This window comes from Laceyella sacchari (assembly GCF_004343255.1).
Classification (GTDB): Bacteria; Bacillota; Bacilli; order Thermoactinomycetales; family Thermoactinomycetaceae; genus Laceyella; species Laceyella sacchari.
Map to the genome: position 1 here is coordinate 354,176 of NZ_SMDD01000002.1, position 22,120 is coordinate 376,295.

Here is a 22,120-nt window from a genome sequence, read left to right on the forward strand (position 1 = left end):
GATTAAGAGCAATCAGGAAAAACCCGCCTCTTCATCCCCGTAATTTGTTTTTTCATCCATATTTTAACATCTTATCCATAGACACAAAATGTCTGATTTATTAAAATAGGTTACACACGCCGCGGAGGTATTTATTTTGCATCCGACATATTTCTCTGATAATAAAATAAACGAACGCTACGATTGCTTAGAATGTAACAAGCTGGCAAGCGTAAGCGTCAAAAATGGGAAAGGGACATGCCTCACACCGGGATGCTTACAGGACACACCGATCCAGTTCGTCTATTTTCCACACTGGCCCAAGCCCAAAGCAAGCCGCCAAGGCCGCCCTTTTTTCCCATTTATGAACGACTTCGATCCATGATCAATGACTTGCTACGGAGCCGTCGCGAAAAGAGTCTTGTGGGGATGCCCATAACTTGCGGCGGCTTCGGATGCCAAGTTCCACCCTCCAAAGCCTAAGCTTGCCCCCTGTTCCTCAATCGATCTCGTCCCCTTCATCGATCACTTCTCCCAGCTTTTGCACAAACTGTTGTGCCGCGTGATAGCCCAGTCGCTTCAGTCGGAAATTCATCGCCGCCACTTCAATGATGACAGCCAAGTTCCGCCCTGGACGCACGGGGACGATCAACTTGGGAAGCTCCGTGTCGATAATGCGAACTTTCTCCTCATCCAAGCCCAGTCGGTCATACTGCCTTTTTTCTTGCCACGCTTCCAAATGAATCGTCAGCGATATCCGCTTTTTATCTCTGACCGCACCAGCCCCGAACAAAGTCATCACATTGATAATGCCCAAGCCGCGGATTTCCAGCAGATAGCGAATCAAATCAGGGGCGTGCCCCACCAAGCTGCCTTCCTCCGTTTGGGTAATTTCCACCGCGTCATCCGCCACCAAGCGGTGCCCGCGCTTCACCAGCTCCAAAGCGGTTTCGCTTTTCCCGATGCCGCTGGAGCCGGTGATTAACACGCCAATCCCGTAAATGTCAACCAACACCCCGTGCATGGTGGTGGTGGGAGCAAGCAACTTTTCCAGATAGTTGGTCAGCTTGCTCGCAAAACGGGTGGTCGCCATCTCGGTTCTGAGAATCGGAACTTTTTTCTCTTGGGCCGCTTGAACCAACTCCGAAGGCACGTCATAGTTCCGCGTCAAAATAAAACAGGGAATCTCCGGATGGCACAATCGGTCAAAGCGCTCTTGTCGTTCCGCTTTCGTCAACCCTTCAATGAAGGACAATTCCGTTTTCCCAAGCAGCTGCAAGCGCTCAACGGGGTGGAACGTGAAAAAGCCGGCCAATTCCAAGCCCGGGCGGTACAAGTCCGCGACCGTGACCCGGCGCCGGTCCAATTGATCCCAACCAGAGACCACTTCCAAGTCGAATTGTTGAACGATGCTTTTAATCGTCACTTTGCTCATCTGGCACTCTCCTACCGTCACATATGCGACAGAGCGACTGTCATCCAGCCGCTCTTGTCTTTATTACCACTACAGTACCGTTTTTTCTGTTTCTTTGTCAAAGATGTGTGCCTTGTTCATATCGAGCGCCAAAGTTACTTGCGCTTCCGGCACGTACTGGGTGCGGGCATTGACGCGGGCAGTCAGCCACTTGTCGCCCAAGCCGCTGACATACAGGTACATTTCCGCACCCATGTTTTCGGCTACTTCCACCTTGGCGGTGAAACGGCTATCCGGCGACGCCTCGATGAAGACCGGTTCGTCGTGAACGGCTTCCGGGCGAATGCCGAAAATCACCTCTTTGCCTACATACCCCTGTTCACGCAAACCATGAGCACGACCAGCCGGAATTTTCACTTTTGCGCCCTCTGTTTGGAAATAAAGCTCGCCGTCTTCTTCTTTGAGAACCCCTTCGACGAAATTCATGGCCGGTGACCCGATGAAACCGGCAACAAACATGTTCGCCGGGTTGTTGTAAATCTCGGTGGGCGTGTCCACTTGTTGGATCACTCCATCTTTCATCACTACGATGCGGTCGCCCATCGTCATCGCTTCGGTTTGGTCATGGGTGACGTAGATGATGGTGGTTTCAAGGCGCTGATGCAATTTGCTGATCTCTGTGCGCATTTGCACGCGCAACTTGGCGTCTAGGTTGGATAACGGCTCATCCATCAAAAACACTTGCGGTTCGCGGACTATCGCCCGCCCAAGTGCAACGCGTTGGCGCTGTCCACCGGAAAGTTGCTTGGGCTTGCGGTCAAGCAGATGCTCGATATCAAGAATCTTAGCCGCTTCCCGTACCCGCTTTTCAATCTCATCTTTTTTAAACTTGCGCAACTTCAATCCGAACGCCATGTTTTCATAAACGGTCATGTGTGGATACAACGCATAACTCTGGAACACCATGGCAATGTCACGGTCTTTCGGTGCCACATCGTTTACCAAGCGATCGCCGATGTACAATTCCCCTTCCGAAATCTCCTCCAGTCCCGCAATCATGCGCAGAGTCGTCGATTTTCCGCAACCCGACGGTCCCACCAACACCAAGAATTCCTTATCTTTAATTTCAAGATTAAAGTCTTTCACCACCAAATTGTTCCCATATCTTTTATACACATGGTTTAGACACACTTTCGCCATGGTTATACACCCTCCCGAAGCATGATCTAATGCATGTCCGCCTTGTTCTTCGGACATCTCTCAGCTTCATTCTATGACAGGTTGGGCGATGAATCATTGTGCAAAGGTCACAAAAAGCGCTGTATGGTTTCACCTTTCACCTTCCTGATGGTTCAAAAGCAACAGTACCACCTTGAGCAGCATCGCATCCGCAAACCGCCGCACATCGAGTCCCGTTTCCTGTTTCACCCGATCAAACCGGTACAAAAGGGTGTTGCGGTGCACATACAGATGGCGAGCCGTTTCACTGATATTTAGATTCAACCGCAAAAAGGCCTCAATCGTCTTGCGCATTTCCTCTTCGCGCAACAAAGCCAAGCCCGGCATCTCTGCCAAAAAGGTTTTGGCCGCCTGATCGTCCAATTGCGTTAACAGTCGTTCCAACCGCGGTTTCCATGTCACCCAGACGGCTTTTTCCATGCCGAATGAACGCACCGCTTCCCGCACCTGTGCCATGCGCTGCCACATGCCGGGAAGTTGTTCCCAAGAAATAATCGGCGGAGCAAGCACCATGCTCGCGGTTAACCCCAACTCATCGGCTAGCGCCTCCTGCAATCCAGATGCTGCTTCGAGCAACATCTCTTCTGCTTCCAAAGTGAACTTCTCCTTACCGATCCACTCCCGCAACGGGACGAACAGCAACCAGTCACACTCGTTGAGGCCCACCAACCACGGGGAACTCCCGGCAAAGTATGTATTCAACAGCACAGTCAGATCTTCTTTGGAAAAAAAAGGACGCCCTTGTTCAAATACCAACAGCGCCGGCATCCGCCCGCCGGGAAGGTGATGGTTAAGATGCGCCGGTACCGGTGCCGGCGGCCCACCATCCAACATGCCTTTGATCCATTCCTCCAACCCCAGGCGCTTCGCTGGTTTCATTTCTTCACTCAGCAACCACTCGATCAACGCTTGTTCCCGTTTGGTCAATGCCAAGTCAAAGGTAATCCACTCTCCTGAAGAAAGTTGGAATGCCGTCTCCCCCGGTGCAAGACGCGATGGCTCCACACGATTAGCTTGGACGCCAAGAATCCGTTCAATCCGCCTCACCCTTTCCCACGCATGCATCGCTGTCACTCCTTTGTCCGCCCTTTTGTCCGACAATGTTAGGATATCGTTTTTGGTGGAGATGGGAAAGCGGGGCAAAACGCCCATGCCATCACAACAACCGCACAGACACAAAACGTCCTTGTCCTACGAATAGATATAGTGAAGGAATCGCATGAACCAACGCGAACCCTTTTATACATCAGGTTCATGCACCGCACAAAGGAGTGATAAACATGGCCAAGAAAGCGGCTTGGCTCTTGATGATCGCTGGAGCGCTGATTTTAGGGTACAACGCTTTTCATTGGTGGAACGAGATCAGCATCGCCGTGGTCGATCCCGAGTTGGCCATGTCCATATCAGATGACTGGAACGAAACCGCCAGGGCGCCGGCCCTGCCGCAGGGCAAGAAAGATAACAGCGCACAAGTCGCCAATGGTGTCAAAGTGGGAGAGTTGGTTATCCCCAAAATGGGAGCCATCTTGCCCATCGTCCAGGGAACGGATGATCAATCCCTTAAAAAAGGGGTTGGTCTCTATGAAGGCTACGGCACAGTTAACCCCGGCGAGACGGGACATGTGGTTCTATCCGGACACCGTGATACAGTATTTCGCGGATTGGGGGACCTGAAGGCCGGGGATAAGCTGTATATCCGGTACAACGGAAACATCTTTACTTATCAGTTTCGCAAACACTGGATCACCCATGCTGACGACCGGACGGTGATCGTACCTATACCGCGGCCCGTGTTGACATTGACTACCTGTTACCCGTTTGATTACATCGGGGACGCCCCCGACCGTTACATCATTCGCGCAGAATTGATTGAAATTAAGCCTGACAAGGCAAACGCATCATCTGCATAAAAAGGAGTGCTTCCATTGGCAGAAGCACTCCTTTTTCGATGCCATATTCATTAAAATAATGAGTAGGCATCTGTCAGGGATGTGTCTGGTACATCTTGTCACGCAATGTCTAACACACCCTAATCGACAAACTTATCAGCCACCCAAGTCACCACAGCCACCAGCAAAGCGCCCAAGAACGCGGGCACAAAGCCGCTGACCTCTAAACCGTCCACCAACACCCCAGTCAACCAGAACATAATCGCATTGATCACCAAGGAAAACAAGCCCAATGTCAGCAGGTTGATCGGCAAGGTTAACAACATCACTAACGGGCGCACAATCAAGTTGATCAGCCCCAACACCAAGGCGGCCATGAATGCCGTTCCCCAACTATCCACCTCAATCCCGGGAATCCATTTCGCCGCGGCGACCACTGCGACTGCGCTGGCCAAAAAACGCACCAATAAACCCATTTGTCCCATCTCCCTGTCTTTTTTCAATTCATCGCTACATATATTACAGGTTCTGAATCAGATTTGTACACCTTAGCAATAGCATACCACCTCAGCAAGTTCTGAAACCTGTTTCTACATGGAATGAAACCGCTTGGCACTAAAACGTGCCCCAGGCGAAACTCATAGAGAAATGAGCCTGCTGTGTTCTTGTTTGAGACAGGGAGCAGGATGTGCAATCAGAACAAAAAAGCGGCGCCGGGTGGTAATTGCTTTCCCTTCGCCGCTCATCGACCTACGCTCTAATATGTAAAATAGATATACGGATCTTTCAGTGGTTTGACCTTCTCTACCGCCTCTAATTTAATTACCGGCATGTCAACGCCATCATATATTCCCACATCCAGCGAACCGGTTACTTCCACCCAATCGTTGTCTTTGAGAGTAGCGGTCTCTGTTCCCTCAGCCAAAAACCCGATCACAATCGCATCCGCCGTACAACAGGTAACTGAAAAGCGCCCTACTACCAACTGATCCTTTTTCATCGTTTCATCGCGGTAAACAAACCCTTTGAGCTTGATCTTCTTCCCTTTGAATTGTTGAGGATAAAAGTTTAGCGTATTGTAGTAATCGGCATACGTTTCCTGCGATAGATGGATCACGGGCTCTCGTTGCAACTGCGGAATAAATTTTTTGTAGGGGTCTTCCGGCACCGCCAAAGGATCGGCGTTGGTATCTGATGTAGCCGCTGGGGCGGATTTCTTTTGTTGCTGTTCATTCACGCTTTTAGCCGATATATAGCTCACCCCTTTTTTGCTCGCGATGGATGCATCCAACGCTTTTGGAGGGATCAAGAGATACATCGCCAGCGGCAACAACAACATCACGTACCCCCATGCGCTGATCCGATGCAACTCGCTCCCCTTCATGTTCCACAGCTGAACCAATCCCAGCAACACCAGAATCAAGACGCTGGCAACGATCAACCATGTAAACCGTGGATTGACAAACAACGACAGTTCACCGGATACGATGAGTTGCACCAGCAAAACAGCCAATCCCAAGCAAACCCCCACACGCAACCAAGCTTTCAACACCATTCCCCCCTTTATATCAGAACAAAATCCACAGTGTGAGCAGGGTAACCAACGTGGTGCAACCGACGAAGAAGAATACTACCGACCGTTTGAAACCACCCGCCATCATCAACACATTTTTTATGTCCACCATCGGTCCGAACACCAAAAAGCCCAACAGCGGCCCCTGACCCAGCACTGAACGGAAAGAAGCCGCCAAGAAAGCGTCTGCCGAAGAGCAGATCGACAAGCTGAACGCCAACGCCATCATCAGGAGTAAGGCCAAACCGTCGAATTGGGCCAACTGTTTGATCGCGGCTACACCGACAAAGGTTTGAAAGCCCGTAGCAATCAATGCGCCCAAACAAAAGTATTTGCCCATGTCAATAAATTCAAACACCGAGTGGGACAAGGCGTGCATCAGTCGGCTTTGCCCTTCATGCGAGTGATTAGCGCAATGAGACCCATGCTCGTGGTCATGGTCGTGGGCTCCGCCACAACAACCTTCCTGCGTCCGTTGTCCCCCCGTTTCCTCTTTCAACACAGGTCTGTTTTTGTAAAACAGGTAAAACATGATCCCCATGAAAATGGCGATACCAGCTCCCAAACCAATGCGTTTCCAAACCATCTCCCATGAATTGCCAAACGCCATATAAGTAGATACGATGGTGATCGGATTCACAATCGGCACGGCAAGCAAAAAGGTGAACGCGACATAGCTGGGAAGTCCCTTTTGTACCAATCGCCGAGCCACGGGCACGATACCGCACTCACAAATCGGCAAAAACAGGCCGAAACTGGCGGCCAATGGAATTGACAGCACCGGATGCTTGGGCAAAAAACGCCACAAAGTCTCCTGTTTCACATAAACGTGTACAAAACTGGACAACAAAGTGCCAAACAGGATGAATGGCAAGCCTTCAATAAACAGGCTGAGGAAAATGGCAGTGAAATTGTGCATCTCACTTGACAGCCCGCTGCTCCACTCGCGCGTGACCTCGGTGAATGGGGCAAGCAAGGGGACGCCCGTGGTCACAAAGAAGAAGATCAGCCCCAAGACTAGCACCCCTGTCAATTCAGGGTAATAATTTTTGAGAATCCGACCCATCTTCGTCCTCCTAAATATGTTTTATTCCTAATTAGAATAAGAAAAAAGTTGTTTATCATTAACTAATTACCAAATCCAATAGGGAATTCATCCCATAATCATGCATCTTACCAGCTTGTCTCTATTGAATAACTATAATCTAATCTATGCAACCAAATAGGAATGATTCCTATATTGGTCATATTGGCATTGTATGGCTTCATGGAGCCAACTGTCAATCCGACCGCTTCTTAAGATTTTGCGAACAATCATCAAAAGCTCTCTCACACAACAAAAAAACGCGGGGGATTATTCCCCCGCGTTTTTCTGCTTCAACATCTGCGAAGCCATAGCAACAAGACGTTTTGTCATTTCACCGCCTACAGAACCGTTCGCACGGGCGGTTGCGTCCGCACCCAGCTCAACACCAAACTCGTTCGCAATCTCCCGCTTCATCTGATCAAGTGAAGCGCTCGCGCCTGGAACCAACAGTTTGTTGTTTCTCGCCATGTCCCGTCACTCCCTTGTCTGTAGGATATGAAAGACGTCTTGCCTATTATCTAGCATGCTTCGTCCTCCATCGCTCTATGCCGGAAATAAGCGGAAACACATGATATCCGTGCTTGCGTCACGTCGTCGCCGGAGTTGGTTGCTCCTGTGCAGCCAACCGTTTGGCCATCCGCGCTTTGTCCCGTTCCATCACTGGCGCCAAAAATTGGCCTGTATAGGAGCCCTTCACTTGAATTACTTCCTCAGGAGTACCTTTGGCTACAATCGTTCCGCCGCCGGTGCCCCCTTCAGGCCCCAAGTCGATTAAGTAATCAGCTGTTTTGATCACATCTAAGTTGTGTTCAATGACGACCACCGTATCCCCGTTTGCGGTCAACCGGCCAAGCACTTTTAACAAACGCGCGATATCGTCAATGTGGAGGCCGGTCGTCGGCTCATCCAAAATGTATAATGTCCGCCCTGTGCTTCGTTTGTACAGCTCCGAAGCCAATTTCACGCGCTGCGCTTCCCCACCGGACAAGGTGGTTGCTGGTTGGCCCAACTTCATGTAACTAAGCCCGACATCGTACAGGGTTTGGATTTTCCGCTTGATGCGCGGGATGTTTTGGAAAAAGTCGAGCGCTTCTTCCACCGTCATCTCCAATACATCGGAAATGTTTTTGCCTTTGTACTTGATCTCCAGGGTATCGCGGTTGTAGCGTTTGCCTTTGCATTCTTCACAAGGCACATAAACATCAGGCAAGAAGTGCATCTCAATCTTGATGATGCCATCCCCGCGGCACGCTTCGCACCGCCCCCCCTTGACGTTAAAACTGAAGCGCCCCTTCTGGTAACCGCGCACTTTGGCTTCTTGAGTTGAAGCGAACACTTCACGGATATCATCAAACACGCCGGTGTAAGTAGCCGGGTTACTACGCGGCGTCCGGCCAATGGGCGACTGGTCGATGTTAATCACTTTGTCGATGTGCTCGATGCCTTCGATTTTGCGGTGTTTGCCTGGCACCGCTTTGGCTTTGTTCACCTCGCGCGCCACCGCCTTGAGCAAAATCTCATTGACCAGCGTACTCTTGCCGGAGCCGGACACCCCGGTCACACAAGTGAACACGCCCAGCGGAAACTTGACGTCGATGTTTTTCAGGTTGTTTTCTTTGGCCCCTTTGATGGTGATCCACTTGTCGCCCGGCTTGGTTCGTTGTTCCGGCACGGGAATAAAGTTGCGCCCACTCAGATACCGCCCGGTTAATGAGTTTTCATCAGCCATCACCTCAGCGGGCGTTCCGGCCGACACCACACGCCCGCCATGCGCTCCGGCACCTGGCCCGATGTCAATGATGTAGTCACAAGCCAGCATGGTATCTTCATCATGCTCCACCACGATCAGCGTGTTGCCAAGATCGCGCATTTTTTTTAGTGTTGCAATGAGACGGTTGTTATCGCGCTGATGCAAGCCGATGCTGGGCTCATCCAAGATATACAAGACACCCATCAAGCTGGAACCGATTTGCGTCGCCAGACGAATCCGTTGGGCTTCCCCGCCGGACAAGGTTCCCGCCGAGCGGCTCAATGAAAGGTAATCCAAGCCGACATTGACGAGGAATCCCAGCCGCTCCTTGATCTCTTTCAACACTTGGCGGGCGATCTGCATCTCTTTCTCCGACAATTCCAGTGTTGAAAAAAATTCATGGGCTTCCTTGATTGATAGATTGGTCACATAATCGATGTTTTTTCCGCCAACGGTCACACTGAGAATCTCTTTTTTGAGCCGCGCCCCTTTGCATGTCGGGCAAGGTTTGTTGCTCATGTAGTTTTCTAGGTGTTCGCGCATGAGCTCAGAGCTGGTCTCTCGGTAACGACGGTTGAGATGGGGGATGATCCCCTCAAACAACGCTTGCGATTCTCGAGTAAAGCCGTTTTCATTCGTGTACTTAAAAGGGAAACGCTCTTTCGATCCATGCAGGATAATTGCTTTGTCCTTTTTGTCCAACTCCGCAAACGGAATATTCATATCAATGCCGAAGTGGCGGCAAGCAGCTTCCAATAACTGTGGATAATAACTGCTCGTTCCCGAAGACCAAGGCTCGATCGCCCCTTCGGACAACGACAACTGTGGATTGGGGATGACCAGATCGGGATCGATCTCCATGCGCGACCCCAGCCCATCACATGTCGGGCAGGCGCCGAACGGGCTGTTAAAGGAAAACATCCGCGGTGACAGTTCATCAATGCTAAAACCGCATTCCGGGCAGGCGAGGTTTTGACTGAACAACAACTCTTCTCCGCCAATCACGTCTATCAGCACTTCGCCTCCGCTCAAGGAAAGGGCTGTTTCCAAGGAGTCGGTCAAACGCGCCTGCACTCCCTCCTTTACCACCACCCGATCGACAACTACTTCAATCGTATGCTTTTTATTCTTCTCCAACCGAATCTCTTCGGACAAATCGCGAATCTCCCCGTCGACTCGCACCCGCACATAACCTTGGCGGGCAACATCCTCCAATAACTTGACATGTTCTCCTTTACGCCCTTTTACCAGCGGTGCCATGATCTGAATCCGCGTCCGCTCTGGCAAGGCCATGATGCGGTCAGCCATCTGCGGCACCGTTTGCGAGGTAATACGGATGCCGTGCTCAGGACAGTGCGCATGGCCGACCCGAGCAAACAGCAGGCGCAGGTAATCGTAAATCTCGGTCACGGTACCCACGGTAGAACGCGGATTGCGGCTGGTCGTCTTTTGATCGATTGAAATGGCGGGGGATAAACCTTCAATCGCATCCACATCGGGTTTGTCCATCTGTCCTAAGAATTGTCGGGCATACGCGGACAACGACTCCACATACCGCCGTTGCCCTTCGGCGTAGATGGTGTCAAAAGCGAGCGACGATTTGCCCGATCCGCTCAGTCCCGTCACCACCACGAATTTGTCTCGCGGAATGGTGATATCTATGTTTTTCAAGTTGTGAACCCGCGCTCCGCGAATCACAATATTTTCTTGTGCCATAATCACTTAACCCTCCGCTTTAAGCTCCAAGATGAGGTCGCGCAATTCGGCCGCTCGTTCGAAATTGAGCTCCTTGGCAGCTTGCTTCATTTCTTTCTCCATCTGCTCGATCAGCTTCAGTCGCTCACCCTTGGACAATTTCTTCATTTCCTTGCCCACTTGGTATTCTGCTTGGTCTTCAGCCACTTTGGTCGCTTCAATGACATCATGCACCTTTTTCCGAATCGTCTGCGGCGTAATGCCGTGCTCCTCGTTGTACTTCATCTGAATCTCGCGCCGACGTTCGGTTTCCTCTATTGCTCGCCGCATGGAGTCTGTGATCTTATCAGCATACATGATCACTTCCCCTCTGGCATTTCGCGCCGCCCGGCCAATCGTCTGGATCAGGGAGCGTTCTGAGCGCAGGAACCCTTCTTTGTCGGCGTCCAAAATGGCAACCAATGAAACTTCTGGCAAGTCCAACCCTTCTCTTAACAGGTTGATCCCGATTAGCACATCAAATTCACCCAAACGCAAATCGCGCAGAATTTGCATCCGCTCAATCGTCTTGATGTCTGAATGTAAATAACGCACCTTGATCCCAATTTCTTTGAGATAATCGGTCAAGTCCTCTGCCATCTTCTTGGTCAAGGTAGTTACCAACACCCTCTCATCTCGGGCAATTCGCTTGTTAATCTCTCCGATCAGGTGGTCGATTTGCCCCTGAATCGGATGGATGTGAATCACAGGGTCAAGTAAACCGGTCGGACGGATGATCTGCTCGACCACTGTGGGGCATTTTTCCAGTTCATACGGCCCTGGAGTCGCCGAAACAAATACGATCTGGTTGATTTTCTCTTCAAACTCGGCAAACTTGAGCGGGCGGTTATCCTTCGCCGACGGCAATCGGAATCCGTGCTCCACCAACATGTTTTTGCGCGCTTGGTCCCCATTGTACATTCCGTTGATCTGTGGGATAGTCACATGTGATTCGTCTACGATAATCAAATAATCATCAGGAAAGAAATCCAACAAAGTGTAAGGGGCTTCCCCCGGTTGTTTACCCACTAGGTGTCGTGAATAGTTTTCAATTCCGGAACAAAAACCTACTTCACGTATCATTTCCATATCATAACGCGTTCGTTGCTCAAGACGCTGTGCTTCCAGCAGTTTGCCCGCATCCCGCAACTCTTTAAGCCGTTCTTCCAATTCAGCCTCAATCGAAGTGAGAGCCCGCTCCAATTGGGCTTGTCTCGTCACATAGTGGGAAGCCGGAAAAATGGCGACATGCTCCCGATCACCGAGGATTTCCCCCGTCAGCACGTCGATTTCGCGAATCCGTTCAATCTCGTCTCCAAAAAATTCGACCCGTACCGCCTGTTCACTGCGAGAGGCTGGGAAGATTTCAACTACATCGCCGCGCACGCGAAACGTGCCGCGCGTGAAATTAATGTCATTCCGCTCGTACTGGATATCGACCAGTTTACGCAATACTTCATTCCGCTCTTTTTCCATCCCCACCCGAAGCGACAACACCATTTCCTTGTATTCGGTCGGCGAACCCAAACCGTAGATACAAGAAACACTGGACACAATGATCACATCAGAACGCTCAAACAATGCACTCGTGGCCGAGTGGCGCAGCTTGTCGATCTCATCGTTGATGGAAGCATCCTTTTCAATATACGTATCAGTGGCCGGGATATAGGCCTCCGGTTGATAATAGTCATAATAACTTACAAAATACTCGACGGCGTTGTGGGGGAAAAACTCCTTTAACTCCCCGCACAATTGCGCCGCCAAGGTTTTATTATGTGCAATCACCAGCGTCGGTTTGTTCACTCGGTTAATGGTTTGTGCGATGGTGAATGTCTTTCCTGTTCCGGTGGCCCCCAACAATGTTTGGTACCGCTCACCCTGTTCAATCCCCTGCACCAGCTTTTGTATCGCTTGTGGCTGGTCACCTTGCGGTTGAAACTCCGAAACCAGTTGAAATCTCTTCTCCATCCTCGCATTCACCTCTTTTCTCACTTAAAGGGTATTATACCATAAACCATTTCGACCGGGGAACATCCGTTCCTTTCTCGCTTTATGTCACTTTTGTGTATCTCCAGCATTGCCTGAAACACATAAAATAAGAACCTCGCTCATCAGAGGTTCTTATGTGGATTGGCAAATCTGCCGGCCTTTTGTGATATCTGGTTATTGCGACGCTGTCGTCCCTGACCGCACCGCCGTCGTTTGCGGTATGCTCAGCCCAGCGCTGGATGAACCGATGATCCCCAGATGGCGCGGGTCATCCTCATACAGGGCTTTTTGCATAATATGCCGATCGTCTTGCTCGTCCAACACTTCCAGCTTGCAAAAAGCCGCTTTCTCTGTCACTTGCAAAAGTGCGGCCATGGTAGGGACACTTTTGCCGTTGACACGGTGTACCACGTCCCCCGGCTTGATACCCATCTGTTGGGCCGGGCTTCCCGGCATCACGGCAATAACCTTGATCCCGTTGCCATCTGAAACATAATACGGTCTAAGCCGCTTTACACGGAGGCGGTTGCATATGGCGATCCCTTCATGTCCTGCGATGGAAAAGGCCGCTGCCGCCCACACCCCCATCGGCCACACTTCCGCCAGAGTGATTAGCCCTGCCAAAATCAAGGTATAGCCCAACGTCATTGTTGAGGCCAACCGCTTTTCCCGCTCCAACGGCTTGTCATAATTAAGGCAACCAAATCCGAGCAACAGGGGAACAGGAGCCAACCCCAATACCAACGGAAACGGCCAAATCCTGTGAAATTGAAGGGCGGGCTTTCCTTTCACCAAGACGGGTCGGGCCCCTTGGCTGCCATCCAGCCGAATCAACAGCCATTCAGCCAGATGCGCCAGGCAGACGATCCAAAGCCAATCCAACACACGCACTTCCAACAAACTGCGCACGTAAGGTTGCCATGTCACAGGCAATTCCGCGACCGGTGCGAAGGTCACCCCGCATTGTAACAAAGCAACCAAGCCCGCCGAGTAGGCGATACACGCCCACCTGGCGCGCATGATGGCAAGTAGCGCGGTACAGGCCCAAATCCAGGCAAGATCGGTGGGACGGATCACCCATTGACCCCACAGCGAGCAGAGAGAAAACCCTGCGCCCAACAACAGCCCCATCACCCATGCCCTTAGCGCCAGGGGAAAAGGCGGCGTCAAGCGGGTCGCAAACCGTTTGCGCTCATACCGCGCCAGCCCCGCCGTATGCTTCACCAAAAAGATCAGCGCCAGCCAACTCCCCGGATGGATCACCAACTGCCCCCACGCACTTGTCCATTGCCAAACCGAAGACCAGACTGCATCCACAAGCATTCCTCCAAAATAAAAAGTAACCCCAAACCGGTAATATCTGGGGTTACTTCTACAATGACACTGCAAATCCTTTATTTCGCTTTTTTCTTTAACAATTCAACAGCCACTTGCAACTGGACATCGTTTTTTGGATCGCTCACAAAGTCGATGAAAGCGGCTTGCACCGCCTCGGCGGTAGTCTGGTCGAGTTTGCCTGTCTGCGGAAGCCCTTTGGTTTTCTGGAACGCCTTCAGCGACTGTTCGGTTCGTTCGTCAAAATACCCATCTTGGCGACCGGGGTTGTAGCCAAGCGCATCCAAGATGGTTTGCATGCTTTTGATTTCCGTAGAGTTTTGATCACGGCCAAGCGGCTTCTCCACATGGAATGGCGTAACATGCATGTAAGCGGGCAATGGGACCTTCACATCAGGCTTGATCCCTTTGGTGCCGCCTTGTTGATGCACCCAATTCCCCTTCGGTGTCAACCATTTGGCAATGGTCAGCTTAATGTTGCTGCCATCATGGAAATCTCTCGTCGTCTGGACGGTTCCTTTGCCGAACGTAGTTTCGCCCACCAACGGATATCCGCCCGCTTCTTGCAACGCAGCAGCCAGGATTTCGGAGGCGCTCGCACTTCCTTTGTCAATTAGAACCGTGATGGGATACGGCTTCGCTTCATCCAATTTGGACGTGTACTTCTCGCGTTTGCCGTTTTTGTCTTCCGTCATCATCACTGTTTTTTTGCCTGGAACCAACAGATCGCACATTTCCAGCACCACGGGCAACAAGCCACCGGGATTGCCTCGCACATCGATGACAAGCCCCTTCATGCCTTCCCCTTCCAGCCTCTTCAAGCCGCTAGCGAAATCCTTGGCTGTGTTCTCGGAAAACTGGGAGACGGTGATGCGTCCGATTTTGTCTGGCAGCATCGTCGCCTCAACGGTTTGCAGGGAAATCTCATCCCTGATAATGGTGATGTGAAGCACTTCCTTCACGCCCGGCCGGACAATTTCCAGCTTGGCCTTGCTTCCCTTGGGACCGCGAATTTTGCTCACGGCCGTATTCACATCCATACCCTCTAGGCTGATTCCGTTCACTTTCAGTACCTGGTCGTTCGGCCGGATGCCCGCTTTTTCAGCAGGAGATCCCTTAATTGGGGAAATAATGGTCAAACGGCCGTTTTTCATGGACACTTCGGCACCGATGCCAGTAAATGAAGACTGCAAGTCTTCTTTGAATTGACTCGATTGTTGGGGGGTCATATATGATGAGTAAGGGTCACCCAATGAACTGACCATCCCCTGAATCGCTCCATCGATCAGCTTCTGATCGTTGATCTCGTGGACATAATTCCCTTTAATTGTACTGTACGCCTGACGCAGCTTATCCACATGTTCTTCAAACGACGCATCTTGCGAAAAATTGCCGGAGAGTAGCGTTCCCGCTTCCCACTGGTCGATCAGGCCACCCTCGCCCACAATCAGGGCTGTGCCGAGACTGCTGAATATCACCGCGACAATTGCGATAATCGCTACGGTTCTTCCTTTAAATACCACGGATACACCACCTTTTGGCCACTCGCCCGAAGGAGAAACTTGTACACTCTCCAATCTATGATACACATTAACAAATTAGTCGTCCAATCGTGCTTTGCCCACTACCGTATAAAATTTAATGGGTTATAAGTCGGGGGGCGCTCACCATAGCCGATGCGAACCTCAAAGTGCAAGTGCGGCCCGCTGCCAAGCCCATAGTCCCCAATCGAAGAAATTTGATCCCCCCGATGCACTTCTTGGCCCGGCTCAACTTTCACTTGGCTCGGTCTACTGTGTGCATATTGTGTGAAGAATGGTTTGCCATTGTACTGGCCGTGATAGATGGTTATTAGCCAACCATAACCGGAAGACGGACGGCTGGACACCACCACTCCATCCGCTGCTGCATAAATAGGCTTGCCGAACCCGCCGCCAAAATCTACCCCGGCGTGGAAGCGGTAATAGTGGAGCACTGGATGCAGGCGCATGCCGTAATTGGATGTCTTGGGCCCTGGAGTCGGTTTGGAGAGCGGCCCGGTATATGGGAAGCGCAACTTCCCTTTCTTCCAATCGTCCAAGTTGATCTCAAGGATCGCGTCCTGATTGGCATCTTCCCAATCATGAATCGCCTTTAAATCCCCGTTGATCTTCTTGGTTGCTTCAGTCAACTGCTCTAATTTGCTTTTCATCTGATTTTGCTTGTCCTCAATTTGATTCACAAGCGCCAAGTACTCTTTGTTTGCTTCTTTCGCCACTTCATAGGCCTCTTTGTATTTCATCACTTTCGCAAAATCGGATTTCACCAAGATTCGCACCATTCCAAACCGATGCAAAAAGTCATTGAACGAGTCTGCAGACAAGAGAATCGACATGTACTTGTTCTCTCCCCGTTCATACATACGGCGGATCAATTTGTGGTACTCCCTTTTCTTCACTTCAAGATCTTGTTTGGCCTTCAGGTACGCCTTCTGTTGTGGCGCAAACTTTTTGGACAGCCGACTGATCTCTTCATTCAGGTCATTGATCTCTTTCTGCAGGCGTCGCATCTCATCTGTCATCTTGCTTTGATCTTGTAACAAGCGCCCCTTTTTCTCCCGTTGCTTCTGCACTTCCTCACGGGTTACTTCCGCATTTGCCGATTGAGGGGCTATGCACGCCGTCGCCAATAACGCGATCGAAAGCAAGGCGGCTATTCGCTTGGCATTCATACGCTGTCCTCCCTTGGTGTCAACCCATCTTTTCTAAGACGTGTCTGATGAATAGGCCAGCGGCTCCAAAAACCTTTTCTCATTCGCATCACTTATGCATCGGCGCTCCTCGAGAAAAGGTTTTTCGCCGCTTCTTCTCTACACAATTTGATTTGCCAGACACATCCTAAACGAAATGACCAACTCGCTAACTATCATCGTCATCCTTAAACACAGCTGGCATCAGTATTTGATGTAATTGTCGGGATTATAGGCCGGCGGGCGTTCACCTTGACCGATGCGCACTTCGAAGTGCAAGTGGGGACCCGTGGAACGGCCGTTGTTTCCAACAGAAGTGATCTGTTCCCCTCGATGCACTTCTTGTCCTAATTGTACTTTTACTTGTCCCGGAAAACTATGTGCATATTGTGTGAAGAAAGGTTTGCCATTGTACTGTCCGTGGTATATGGTAATCAGCCATCCATAACCAGAAGAAGGTCGGCTGGCCACAACCACCCCGTCGGCCGCCGCTCGCACCGGTGTGCCCAACGGTCCGGCAAAGTCGATCCCTTCATGCTTTTTGTACTTCCCTAGCACCGGGTGGAACCTTCCGCCAAAACCGGAAGTCTTTCTCGTGTTAGTCGGTCTGGAGAGCGGCCCGGTGTATGGGAAGCGCAACTTCCCGCTCTTCCAATCGTCTAAGTTGATCTGCAAAATCTCATCTTCGTTTGCTTCTTCCCAATCCTGGATCGCTGCCAAATTGCTGTCGATCTTTTTCATCAACTCCAAGAGTTTCTCGTTTTTGGCATTGATCTCATCTTGTTTCTTCTGGATCTCGCTGACCAGCTTATCATATACGCCTGTTTCCTTCTTCACCATTTTCAGGCGTTCCTGGTATCTCTCCACTGTTGCAAAATCCGCTTTGGCCATGATGCGCACGATCTCAAACCGGTGCAGAAAATCGTTAAAGGAACGGGCAGACAATAACATCGCCATGTATTGGTTTTCACCTTGTTGATACAGCCGAGTAATCAGCTTCTTATACTCATCCCACGCTTTGTCCCGCTGATCTTGTGCTTCTTTCAACCGTTTTTGTTGCGGAGCGAATTTAACATCCAGTTTTTTCTTCTCTTCCGTCATTTTGGCAATTTCTTGTTTATATTTATTGATTTCTTCGGTATATTTGCTTTTGCTTTCCAACAACTCTCCCTTTTTCTCGCGTTGCTGTTGCACTTGCTCTCGCGTAATCTCCGCTCCCGCTTGTAGCGGCATGGCGGTCGCAATGAGAGAAGTCGTGAGCGCCACTGCAACCAGCTTTTTCCTCATTTGTTTGTAGCCCCCTCAGTTATTGCTCTATTCATCATTTCCCCGTCAAGGTTTGGACAAATTTGCCCTGTAAACGGCAAGTCGATCTAACCATTCCTCGTGGGAATCATTAGATCGACCGCCAACCCTTTATCTTATCACTCTTCACCCGTCAATAATACTTCATCGGATTAACAGGTGTGCCGTTTTTGTGCGTTTCAAAATGCAAATGCGGTCCAGTGGAACGGCCATTGTTCCCAACTGAAGCGATCCGTTGCCCTTTCCGCACCCGTTCACCTACGCTAACGGTCACGGTGCTGGGATACATATGGGCATATAAGGTTTTCAATCCGTTGCCGTGATCGATCACCACATAATATCCATAGCCGCCGGGATCAGATTTGGTCAGCACCACTTCGCCATTGTCCGCCGCCAAAATCGGAGAGCCGATGCTGTTACCGATATCGATCCCCTCATGCATACGCCCGCTCCGATAACCGAAGGGCGAAGTAACAGTGCCACCCGGTTGCGGCCAAGCCAACTTGCCCGTGCCGTAGCTGGTGCCGGACGCCTTGGCCGCGCGAACAGCGCGGTTTTTGCGTTCTATCGCTTCTTTGGTCACTGCTTCGTCGTGTTTCAGCTGTTTCAGCTTAGATGCGTGCTGATTGTACACGGCGGTGTAATTGGCCAATTCCGCCTGGGCCTTCTTGAGATAAGGCTCTTTCTCTTTTTTCTTTTGCTCAATGGTCTGAATTTGCTTCTCTATGTCGCTCTGCACTTTTTTATAACCGTCCAACACGTTTTTTTCCCGTTTCAGCACGATACGCACCAACTCGAACCGGGCCAAGAAATCGTTAAAGCTGTCTGCGTTCAGCATGAATGCAAGGTAATGGGATTGACCCTGCTGGTACATCCGCGCAACAACCGTGTTGAACTTTTCCTGCTTTTGCTTCAATTCCTGCTGGCTCTTCTGAAGATCTGCTTTGTGTTTCGCTATCTGGTCGTCAATCGAACCGATTTCCTTTTCAATTTGGTCCACTTTCTCTTTGGCCGCACTTAATTCCGATTGGGCGGCATCCACTTTTTTCTCCGCTTGCTGCTTTTCTTGTTGAATCTGTTTCAGCTTGTTCGCGTCTGACGTGGTGCCTTCCGCCCAGACCCCGGAAGGCCAAATCGCTTGGAAAATCAAGGTGGCCACCGCCAGGGGACCGATCCCCAAAGATCGTATCATATCCCGATGCTCCCCTCCTTTGTCGCTCTCCCTTTAGCGGAAATACTTCATTGGATCGACAGGGTTGCTATGCTCATGCACTTCAAAATGCAAGTGCGGGCCGGTCGACCAGCCGTTGCTGCCCACAGCCGCAATTTCTTGCCCTTGCTTCACCTGATCGCCCACTCGCACTTTGACAGTGCTAGCGTACATGTGCGCATACAGCGTGGACAGTCCGTTGCCGTGGTAAATCACCACAATGTAGCCATATCCGTTGGAAGGGCGGGCCGCAATCACCTCACCAGGTGCCGCAGCCATGATCGGGGTGCCCATCGGAGCTCCGATGTCAATGCCCTCATGCATGCGGGTTGTTTGCCGAATCGGATGATAACGCGAGCCAAAAGGAGAAGTAAGCACTCCCCCGCGAACCGGCCACAACAGGCCATCTTTGGCGTGCGTGTTGGCCGATACGTATTGCCGCTGTTCGCGCTTTTTGGCCTGGCGTTCGGCATCGGCCACCAAACGGTTTAACTCGCGTTTGGCCGCTTGGTTTTTCTCTTCCAACTCTTGCAAGCTGGAATCGATCGATGCAATCAATTCCTTATGTTCATCCATTCGGGCCAGCAATTCATCATACGACCGTTTAACTTCTTGATTCTGCACTTCCAGCCGTTTATGCTCTCGATTCAAGGCGGCTTGGACTTGGCTCCGTCTGCGCCGCTCTTGATTGTACTTGTTCAGCAATTGGCGATCGGAGCGGTTGATCATCGTGATCATATCAATCCGCTCCAGGAAATCACCGAATGATGCGGACTTTAACAGCATCTCCAGATAAAACATGTTCCCCTGCAAATAGACGGTACGTAGGCGATTTTGGTAGGTTTGCCGCTTCTGACTCATCAATTGTTCAATCTCGTCTAGCTGTCGCTGGCCTTCTTTGATCCGTTCTTCGGTCTCAAACGATTGTTGCTCCAGCCGGTTCAGTTCTTTCTCTTTCGCGTCGATTTCAGCCAAAATCGCCTGTTCGTCTTGCTTGGCCAACTGCTTCTTTTTCTCTAATTTCTGGATCTCCTTGTCATTCTTCTTGATGTCTTGTCTACGCTGTTCAATGCTTGAGGAAGTGGGATTCGCCAAACCGATTCCCTGGGGCATTAAAGAAAAAACGAGTGCCACAAGCAAGGTTCCAACCAGGATTTTCCGTTTCACGTTTCTCCTCCTTACGCCCGGTCGTCCCACTGACGGTCAGACCCTCAAGAAACGACGAACAGAGATCAAGCTTCCCGTGGTTCCAATCGCCGCGCCCAGCGCAAAGATGCTCAATGCCACATATGTCCCCAGCGACAACAGCGGCATCATTTTCAAAACGGAAGAAGCTTCCCCTGCGCCCAAGGTGGTGTAAGCTACTTGGTACAAGGTCAACACGATCACGGTAGGCACAATCGCGCCAACGATCCCGATAAATGCCCCTTCAATAAAGAACGGCCAACGGATGAACCAGTTGCTGGCTCCCACCAAACGCTGAATCTCGATTTCACGCTTCCGGGCGATGATCGTCAGCTTAATTGTGTTTGAAATCAAAAATGCGGCCAACACCGCCAAACCCAAACCGAATACCAACACAATGTTACGGGTGAAACTGGACAGGCTGACCAGCTTGTCCGTCACTTGGTCACCGGAAGTGGTTTCTGCTACCCCCCGGAGCCCTTTCACCTTCTCTTCAATCTGTTTAATGGTGTCAGGATTTTGCGGTTCGATTTCAATAACGTCCGGCAATGGGTTGTCCTTGTCGAAGCCTTCAAACAGCTTCTCGGCATCATCGTCACCCCAGTCGGCCTTGAACCGTCTCAATCCCTCTTCTTTGGGCACAAGCTTCGCCGTTTTCACACCACTGATCCCTTGGACCTGTTTCAGCAGCTCTTCTTGTCCCTGATTGGTGATCGATTCTTCCAGAGAAGCGCGAACCACCAATTGTTTGTTCAACTCTGTCACCATGTAACGCACGTTAAAAGCGAAAATCAAGAAGATACCAAAGATGAACAACGTCACCGCCACGGCGCTGATCGCGGCAAAGCTCATCCAGGTATTCCGTTTCACGCCCCTGTAAGCTTCCCGCATGTGGCGAAATAAAGTCTCAATCTTCATAGCCGTACTCACCTCCCAACTCATCACGCACGATGACCCCTTGCTCGATAGCGATGACGCGTTGTCTCATCGTGTTCACGATCTCTTTATTGTGCGTCGCCATCACAATGGTTGTACCGCGTTGGTTAATCTCTTCGAGCAGGTACATAATATCCCAGGAGTTCTCCGGGTCCAAGTTACCCGTGGGCTCGTCCGCAATGATGAAGCTGGGGTTGTTGACGATCGCCCGGGCAATCGCCACCCGTTGTTGCTCACCGCCGGACAATTGCGACGGCAACGCGTGCATCCGGTCGGACAATCCTACCAGCTCCAGCACTTCTTCCACGCGCGGTTTGATTTTACGGCGTGGCATTTCAATTGCTTCCATCGCAAACGCGACATTCTCAAATGCCGTCATATGCGGCAACAACTTAAAGTCTTGGAAGACGACGCCGATTTTGCGGCGAACATGGGGAATCTTCCAGTCACGAACCCTTTTGACATTGACGCCGTTGATCAATACGACGCCGTGTGTCGGCTTCTCTTCCCTGTACATCAGTTTGATGAAGCTACTTTTTCCCGCGCCACTCGGCCCCACAATATAGACAAACTCGCCGTAGTCGATGCGCACATCGATGCCGCGGAGAGCTTCTACGCCATTGGGATAAACCTTCCACACATCATGCATTTCAATCACGAAACTCACCCCAGGAACACATATTTTTCTCTTATTATTAGTCTCTCAATCTATTAAACTCCTGCATTGCTTAATAGTATCAAAAAATGAGAATACATTCATTAGGCAT

Annotated in this window: 18 protein-coding genes; 1 reads left to right on the plus strand and 17 read right to left on the minus strand. The window is 50.8% G+C overall.

Going from position 1 to position 22,120, the window contains the following annotated elements; all coding sequences use genetic code 11:
• Positions 1 to 478 precede the first annotated feature (478 nt).
• From hprK to EDC32_RS08860, 3 genes are all read right to left on the minus strand, one after another.
• Positions 479 to 1,414: an HPr(Ser) kinase/phosphatase gene (hprK, locus tag EDC32_RS08850; protein ID WP_022737521.1), complete on the minus strand. Its 936-nt coding sequence runs from the start codon at positions 1,412 to 1,414 to the stop codon at positions 479 to 481.
• A gap of 69 nt (positions 1,415 to 1,483) precedes the next feature.
• Positions 1,484 to 2,593 carry an ABC transporter ATP-binding protein gene (locus EDC32_RS08855; protein ID WP_132221525.1) on the minus strand — a complete coding sequence of 370 codons (1,110 nt, stop codon included), beginning with the start codon at positions 2,591 to 2,593 and terminating at the stop codon, positions 1,484 to 1,486.
• A gap of 129 nt (positions 2,594 to 2,722) precedes the next feature.
• Entirely contained in the window at positions 2,723 to 3,697 is a 975-nt protein-coding gene (locus tag EDC32_RS08860; protein ID WP_158283301.1) for a PucR family transcriptional regulator, read from the minus strand.
• Positions 3,698 to 3,912: 215 nt separating this feature from the next.
• On the opposite strand from EDC32_RS08860, the gene EDC32_RS08865 reads away from it, so the two are divergent.
• The gene (locus tag EDC32_RS08865; protein WP_132221529.1) at positions 3,913 to 4,542 is read left to right on the plus strand and encodes a class D sortase; all 630 of its coding nucleotides are present in this window, start codon (positions 3,913 to 3,915) and stop codon (positions 4,540 to 4,542) included.
• A 119-nt stretch (positions 4,543 to 4,661) separates the two neighbouring features.
• Here EDC32_RS08865 and EDC32_RS08870 read toward each other — a convergent pair whose 3' ends face one another.
• The 14 genes from EDC32_RS08870 to ftsE form a co-directional block, all read right to left on the minus strand.
• Positions 4,662 to 4,997, minus strand: a complete 336-nt coding sequence (locus EDC32_RS08870; RefSeq protein ID WP_132221531.1) for a phage holin family protein — start codon at positions 4,995 to 4,997, stop codon at positions 4,662 to 4,664.
• A gap of 281 nt (positions 4,998 to 5,278) precedes the next feature.
• On the minus strand, positions 5,279 to 6,070 hold the full coding sequence (locus tag EDC32_RS08875; RefSeq protein ID WP_158283302.1) for a TIGR03943 family putative permease subunit: 792 nt from the start codon (positions 6,068 to 6,070) through the stop codon (positions 5,279 to 5,281).
• A 19-nt stretch (positions 6,071 to 6,089) separates the two neighbouring features.
• Complete coding sequence (locus EDC32_RS08880) at positions 6,090 to 7,160, minus strand: permease (RefSeq protein ID WP_132221535.1); 1,071 nt, start codon at positions 7,158 to 7,160, stop codon at positions 6,090 to 6,092.
• 288 nt (positions 7,161 to 7,448) lie between these two features.
• A complete protein-coding gene (locus EDC32_RS08885) occupies positions 7,449 to 7,649 on the minus strand; it encodes an alpha/beta-type small acid-soluble spore protein (RefSeq protein ID WP_022737514.1) in 201 nt (66 codons plus the stop codon).
• A 118-nt stretch (positions 7,650 to 7,767) separates the two neighbouring features.
• Positions 7,768 to 10,647 carry an excinuclease ABC subunit UvrA gene (uvrA, locus tag EDC32_RS08890; RefSeq protein WP_132221537.1) on the minus strand — a complete coding sequence of 960 codons (2,880 nt, stop codon included), beginning with the start codon at positions 10,645 to 10,647 and terminating at the stop codon, positions 7,768 to 7,770.
• Positions 10,648 to 10,653: 6 nt separating this feature from the next.
• On the minus strand, positions 10,654 to 12,633 hold the full coding sequence (gene uvrB / locus EDC32_RS08895) for an excinuclease ABC subunit UvrB (protein WP_132221539.1): 1,980 nt from the start codon (positions 12,631 to 12,633) through the stop codon (positions 10,654 to 10,656).
• 195 nt (positions 12,634 to 12,828) lie between these two features.
• The gene (locus EDC32_RS08900; RefSeq protein WP_158283303.1) at positions 12,829 to 13,971 is read right to left on the minus strand and encodes a PDZ domain-containing protein; all 1,143 of its coding nucleotides are present in this window, start codon (positions 13,969 to 13,971) and stop codon (positions 12,829 to 12,831) included.
• Between the two features lie 77 nt (positions 13,972 to 14,048).
• Positions 14,049 to 15,512, minus strand: coding sequence for a S41 family peptidase (locus tag EDC32_RS08905; protein WP_132221543.1), 1,464 nt, complete (start codon positions 15,510 to 15,512; stop codon positions 14,049 to 14,051).
• Positions 15,513 to 15,613: 101 nt separating this feature from the next.
• Positions 15,614 to 16,699 carry a peptidoglycan DD-metalloendopeptidase family protein gene (locus EDC32_RS08910; protein WP_132221545.1) on the minus strand — a complete coding sequence of 362 codons (1,086 nt, stop codon included), beginning with the start codon at positions 16,697 to 16,699 and terminating at the stop codon, positions 15,614 to 15,616.
• 222 nt (positions 16,700 to 16,921) lie between these two features.
• Positions 16,922 to 18,004: a peptidoglycan DD-metalloendopeptidase family protein gene (locus EDC32_RS08915; RefSeq protein WP_132221547.1), complete on the minus strand. Its 1,083-nt coding sequence runs from the start codon at positions 18,002 to 18,004 to the stop codon at positions 16,922 to 16,924.
• A gap of 151 nt (positions 18,005 to 18,155) precedes the next feature.
• A complete protein-coding gene (locus EDC32_RS08920) occupies positions 18,156 to 19,214 on the minus strand; it encodes a murein hydrolase activator EnvC family protein (protein WP_132221549.1) in 1,059 nt (352 codons plus the stop codon).
• 33 nt (positions 19,215 to 19,247) lie between these two features.
• On the minus strand, positions 19,248 to 20,399 hold the full coding sequence (locus tag EDC32_RS08925; RefSeq protein ID WP_132221551.1) for a murein hydrolase activator EnvC family protein: 1,152 nt from the start codon (positions 20,397 to 20,399) through the stop codon (positions 19,248 to 19,250).
• A gap of 36 nt (positions 20,400 to 20,435) precedes the next feature.
• Positions 20,436 to 21,335, minus strand: coding sequence for a permease-like cell division protein FtsX (gene ftsX, locus EDC32_RS08930; RefSeq protein WP_158283304.1), 900 nt, complete (start codon positions 21,333 to 21,335; stop codon positions 20,436 to 20,438).
• Entirely contained in the window at positions 21,325 to 22,011 is a 687-nt protein-coding gene (gene ftsE / locus EDC32_RS08935) for a cell division ATP-binding protein FtsE (RefSeq protein WP_022737502.1), read from the minus strand. Before ftsE ends, ftsX begins: the two co-directional genes overlap by 11 nt.
• Positions 22,012 to 22,120: the final 109 nt, after the last annotated feature.

Bases quoted from the DNA above. Each gene is read 5' to 3' on its own strand.
- hprK (WP_022737521.1), bottom strand. From the start codon at position 1,414: ATGAGCAAAGTGACGATTAAAAGCATCGTTCAACAATTCGACTTGGAA.
- EDC32_RS08855 (WP_132221525.1), bottom strand. From the start codon at position 2,593: ATGGCGAAAGTGTGTCTAAACCATGTGTATAAAAGATATGGGAACAAT.
- EDC32_RS08860 (WP_158283301.1), bottom strand. From the start codon at position 3,697: ATGCATGCGTGGGAAAGGGTGAGGCGGATTGAACGGATTCTTGGCGTC.
- EDC32_RS08865 (WP_132221529.1), top strand. From the start codon at position 3,913: ATGGCCAAGAAAGCGGCTTGGCTCTTGATGATCGCTGGAGCGCTGATT.
- EDC32_RS08870 (WP_132221531.1), bottom strand. From the start codon at position 4,997: ATGGGTTTATTGGTGCGTTTTTTGGCCAGCGCAGTCGCAGTGGTCGCC.
- EDC32_RS08880 (WP_132221535.1), bottom strand. From the start codon at position 7,160: ATGGGTCGGATTCTCAAAAATTATTACCCTGAATTGACAGGGGTGCTA.
- EDC32_RS08885 (WP_022737514.1), bottom strand. From the start codon at position 7,649: ATGGCGAGAAACAACAAACTGTTGGTTCCAGGCGCGAGCGCTTCACTT.
- uvrA (WP_132221537.1), bottom strand. From the start codon at position 10,647: ATGGCACAAGAAAATATTGTGATTCGCGGAGCGCGGGTTCACAACTTG.
- uvrB (WP_132221539.1), bottom strand. From the start codon at position 12,633: ATGGAGAAGAGATTTCAACTGGTTTCGGAGTTTCAACCGCAAGGTGAC.
- EDC32_RS08910 (WP_132221545.1), bottom strand. From the start codon at position 16,699: ATGAATGCCAAGCGAATAGCCGCCTTGCTTTCGATCGCGTTATTGGCG.
- EDC32_RS08915 (WP_132221547.1), bottom strand. From the start codon at position 18,004: ATGAGGAAAAAGCTGGTTGCAGTGGCGCTCACGACTTCTCTCATTGCG.
- EDC32_RS08920 (WP_132221549.1), bottom strand. From the start codon at position 19,214: ATGATACGATCTTTGGGGATCGGTCCCCTGGCGGTGGCCACCTTGATT.
- ftsX (WP_158283304.1), bottom strand. From the start codon at position 21,335: ATGAAGATTGAGACTTTATTTCGCCACATGCGGGAAGCTTACAGGGGC.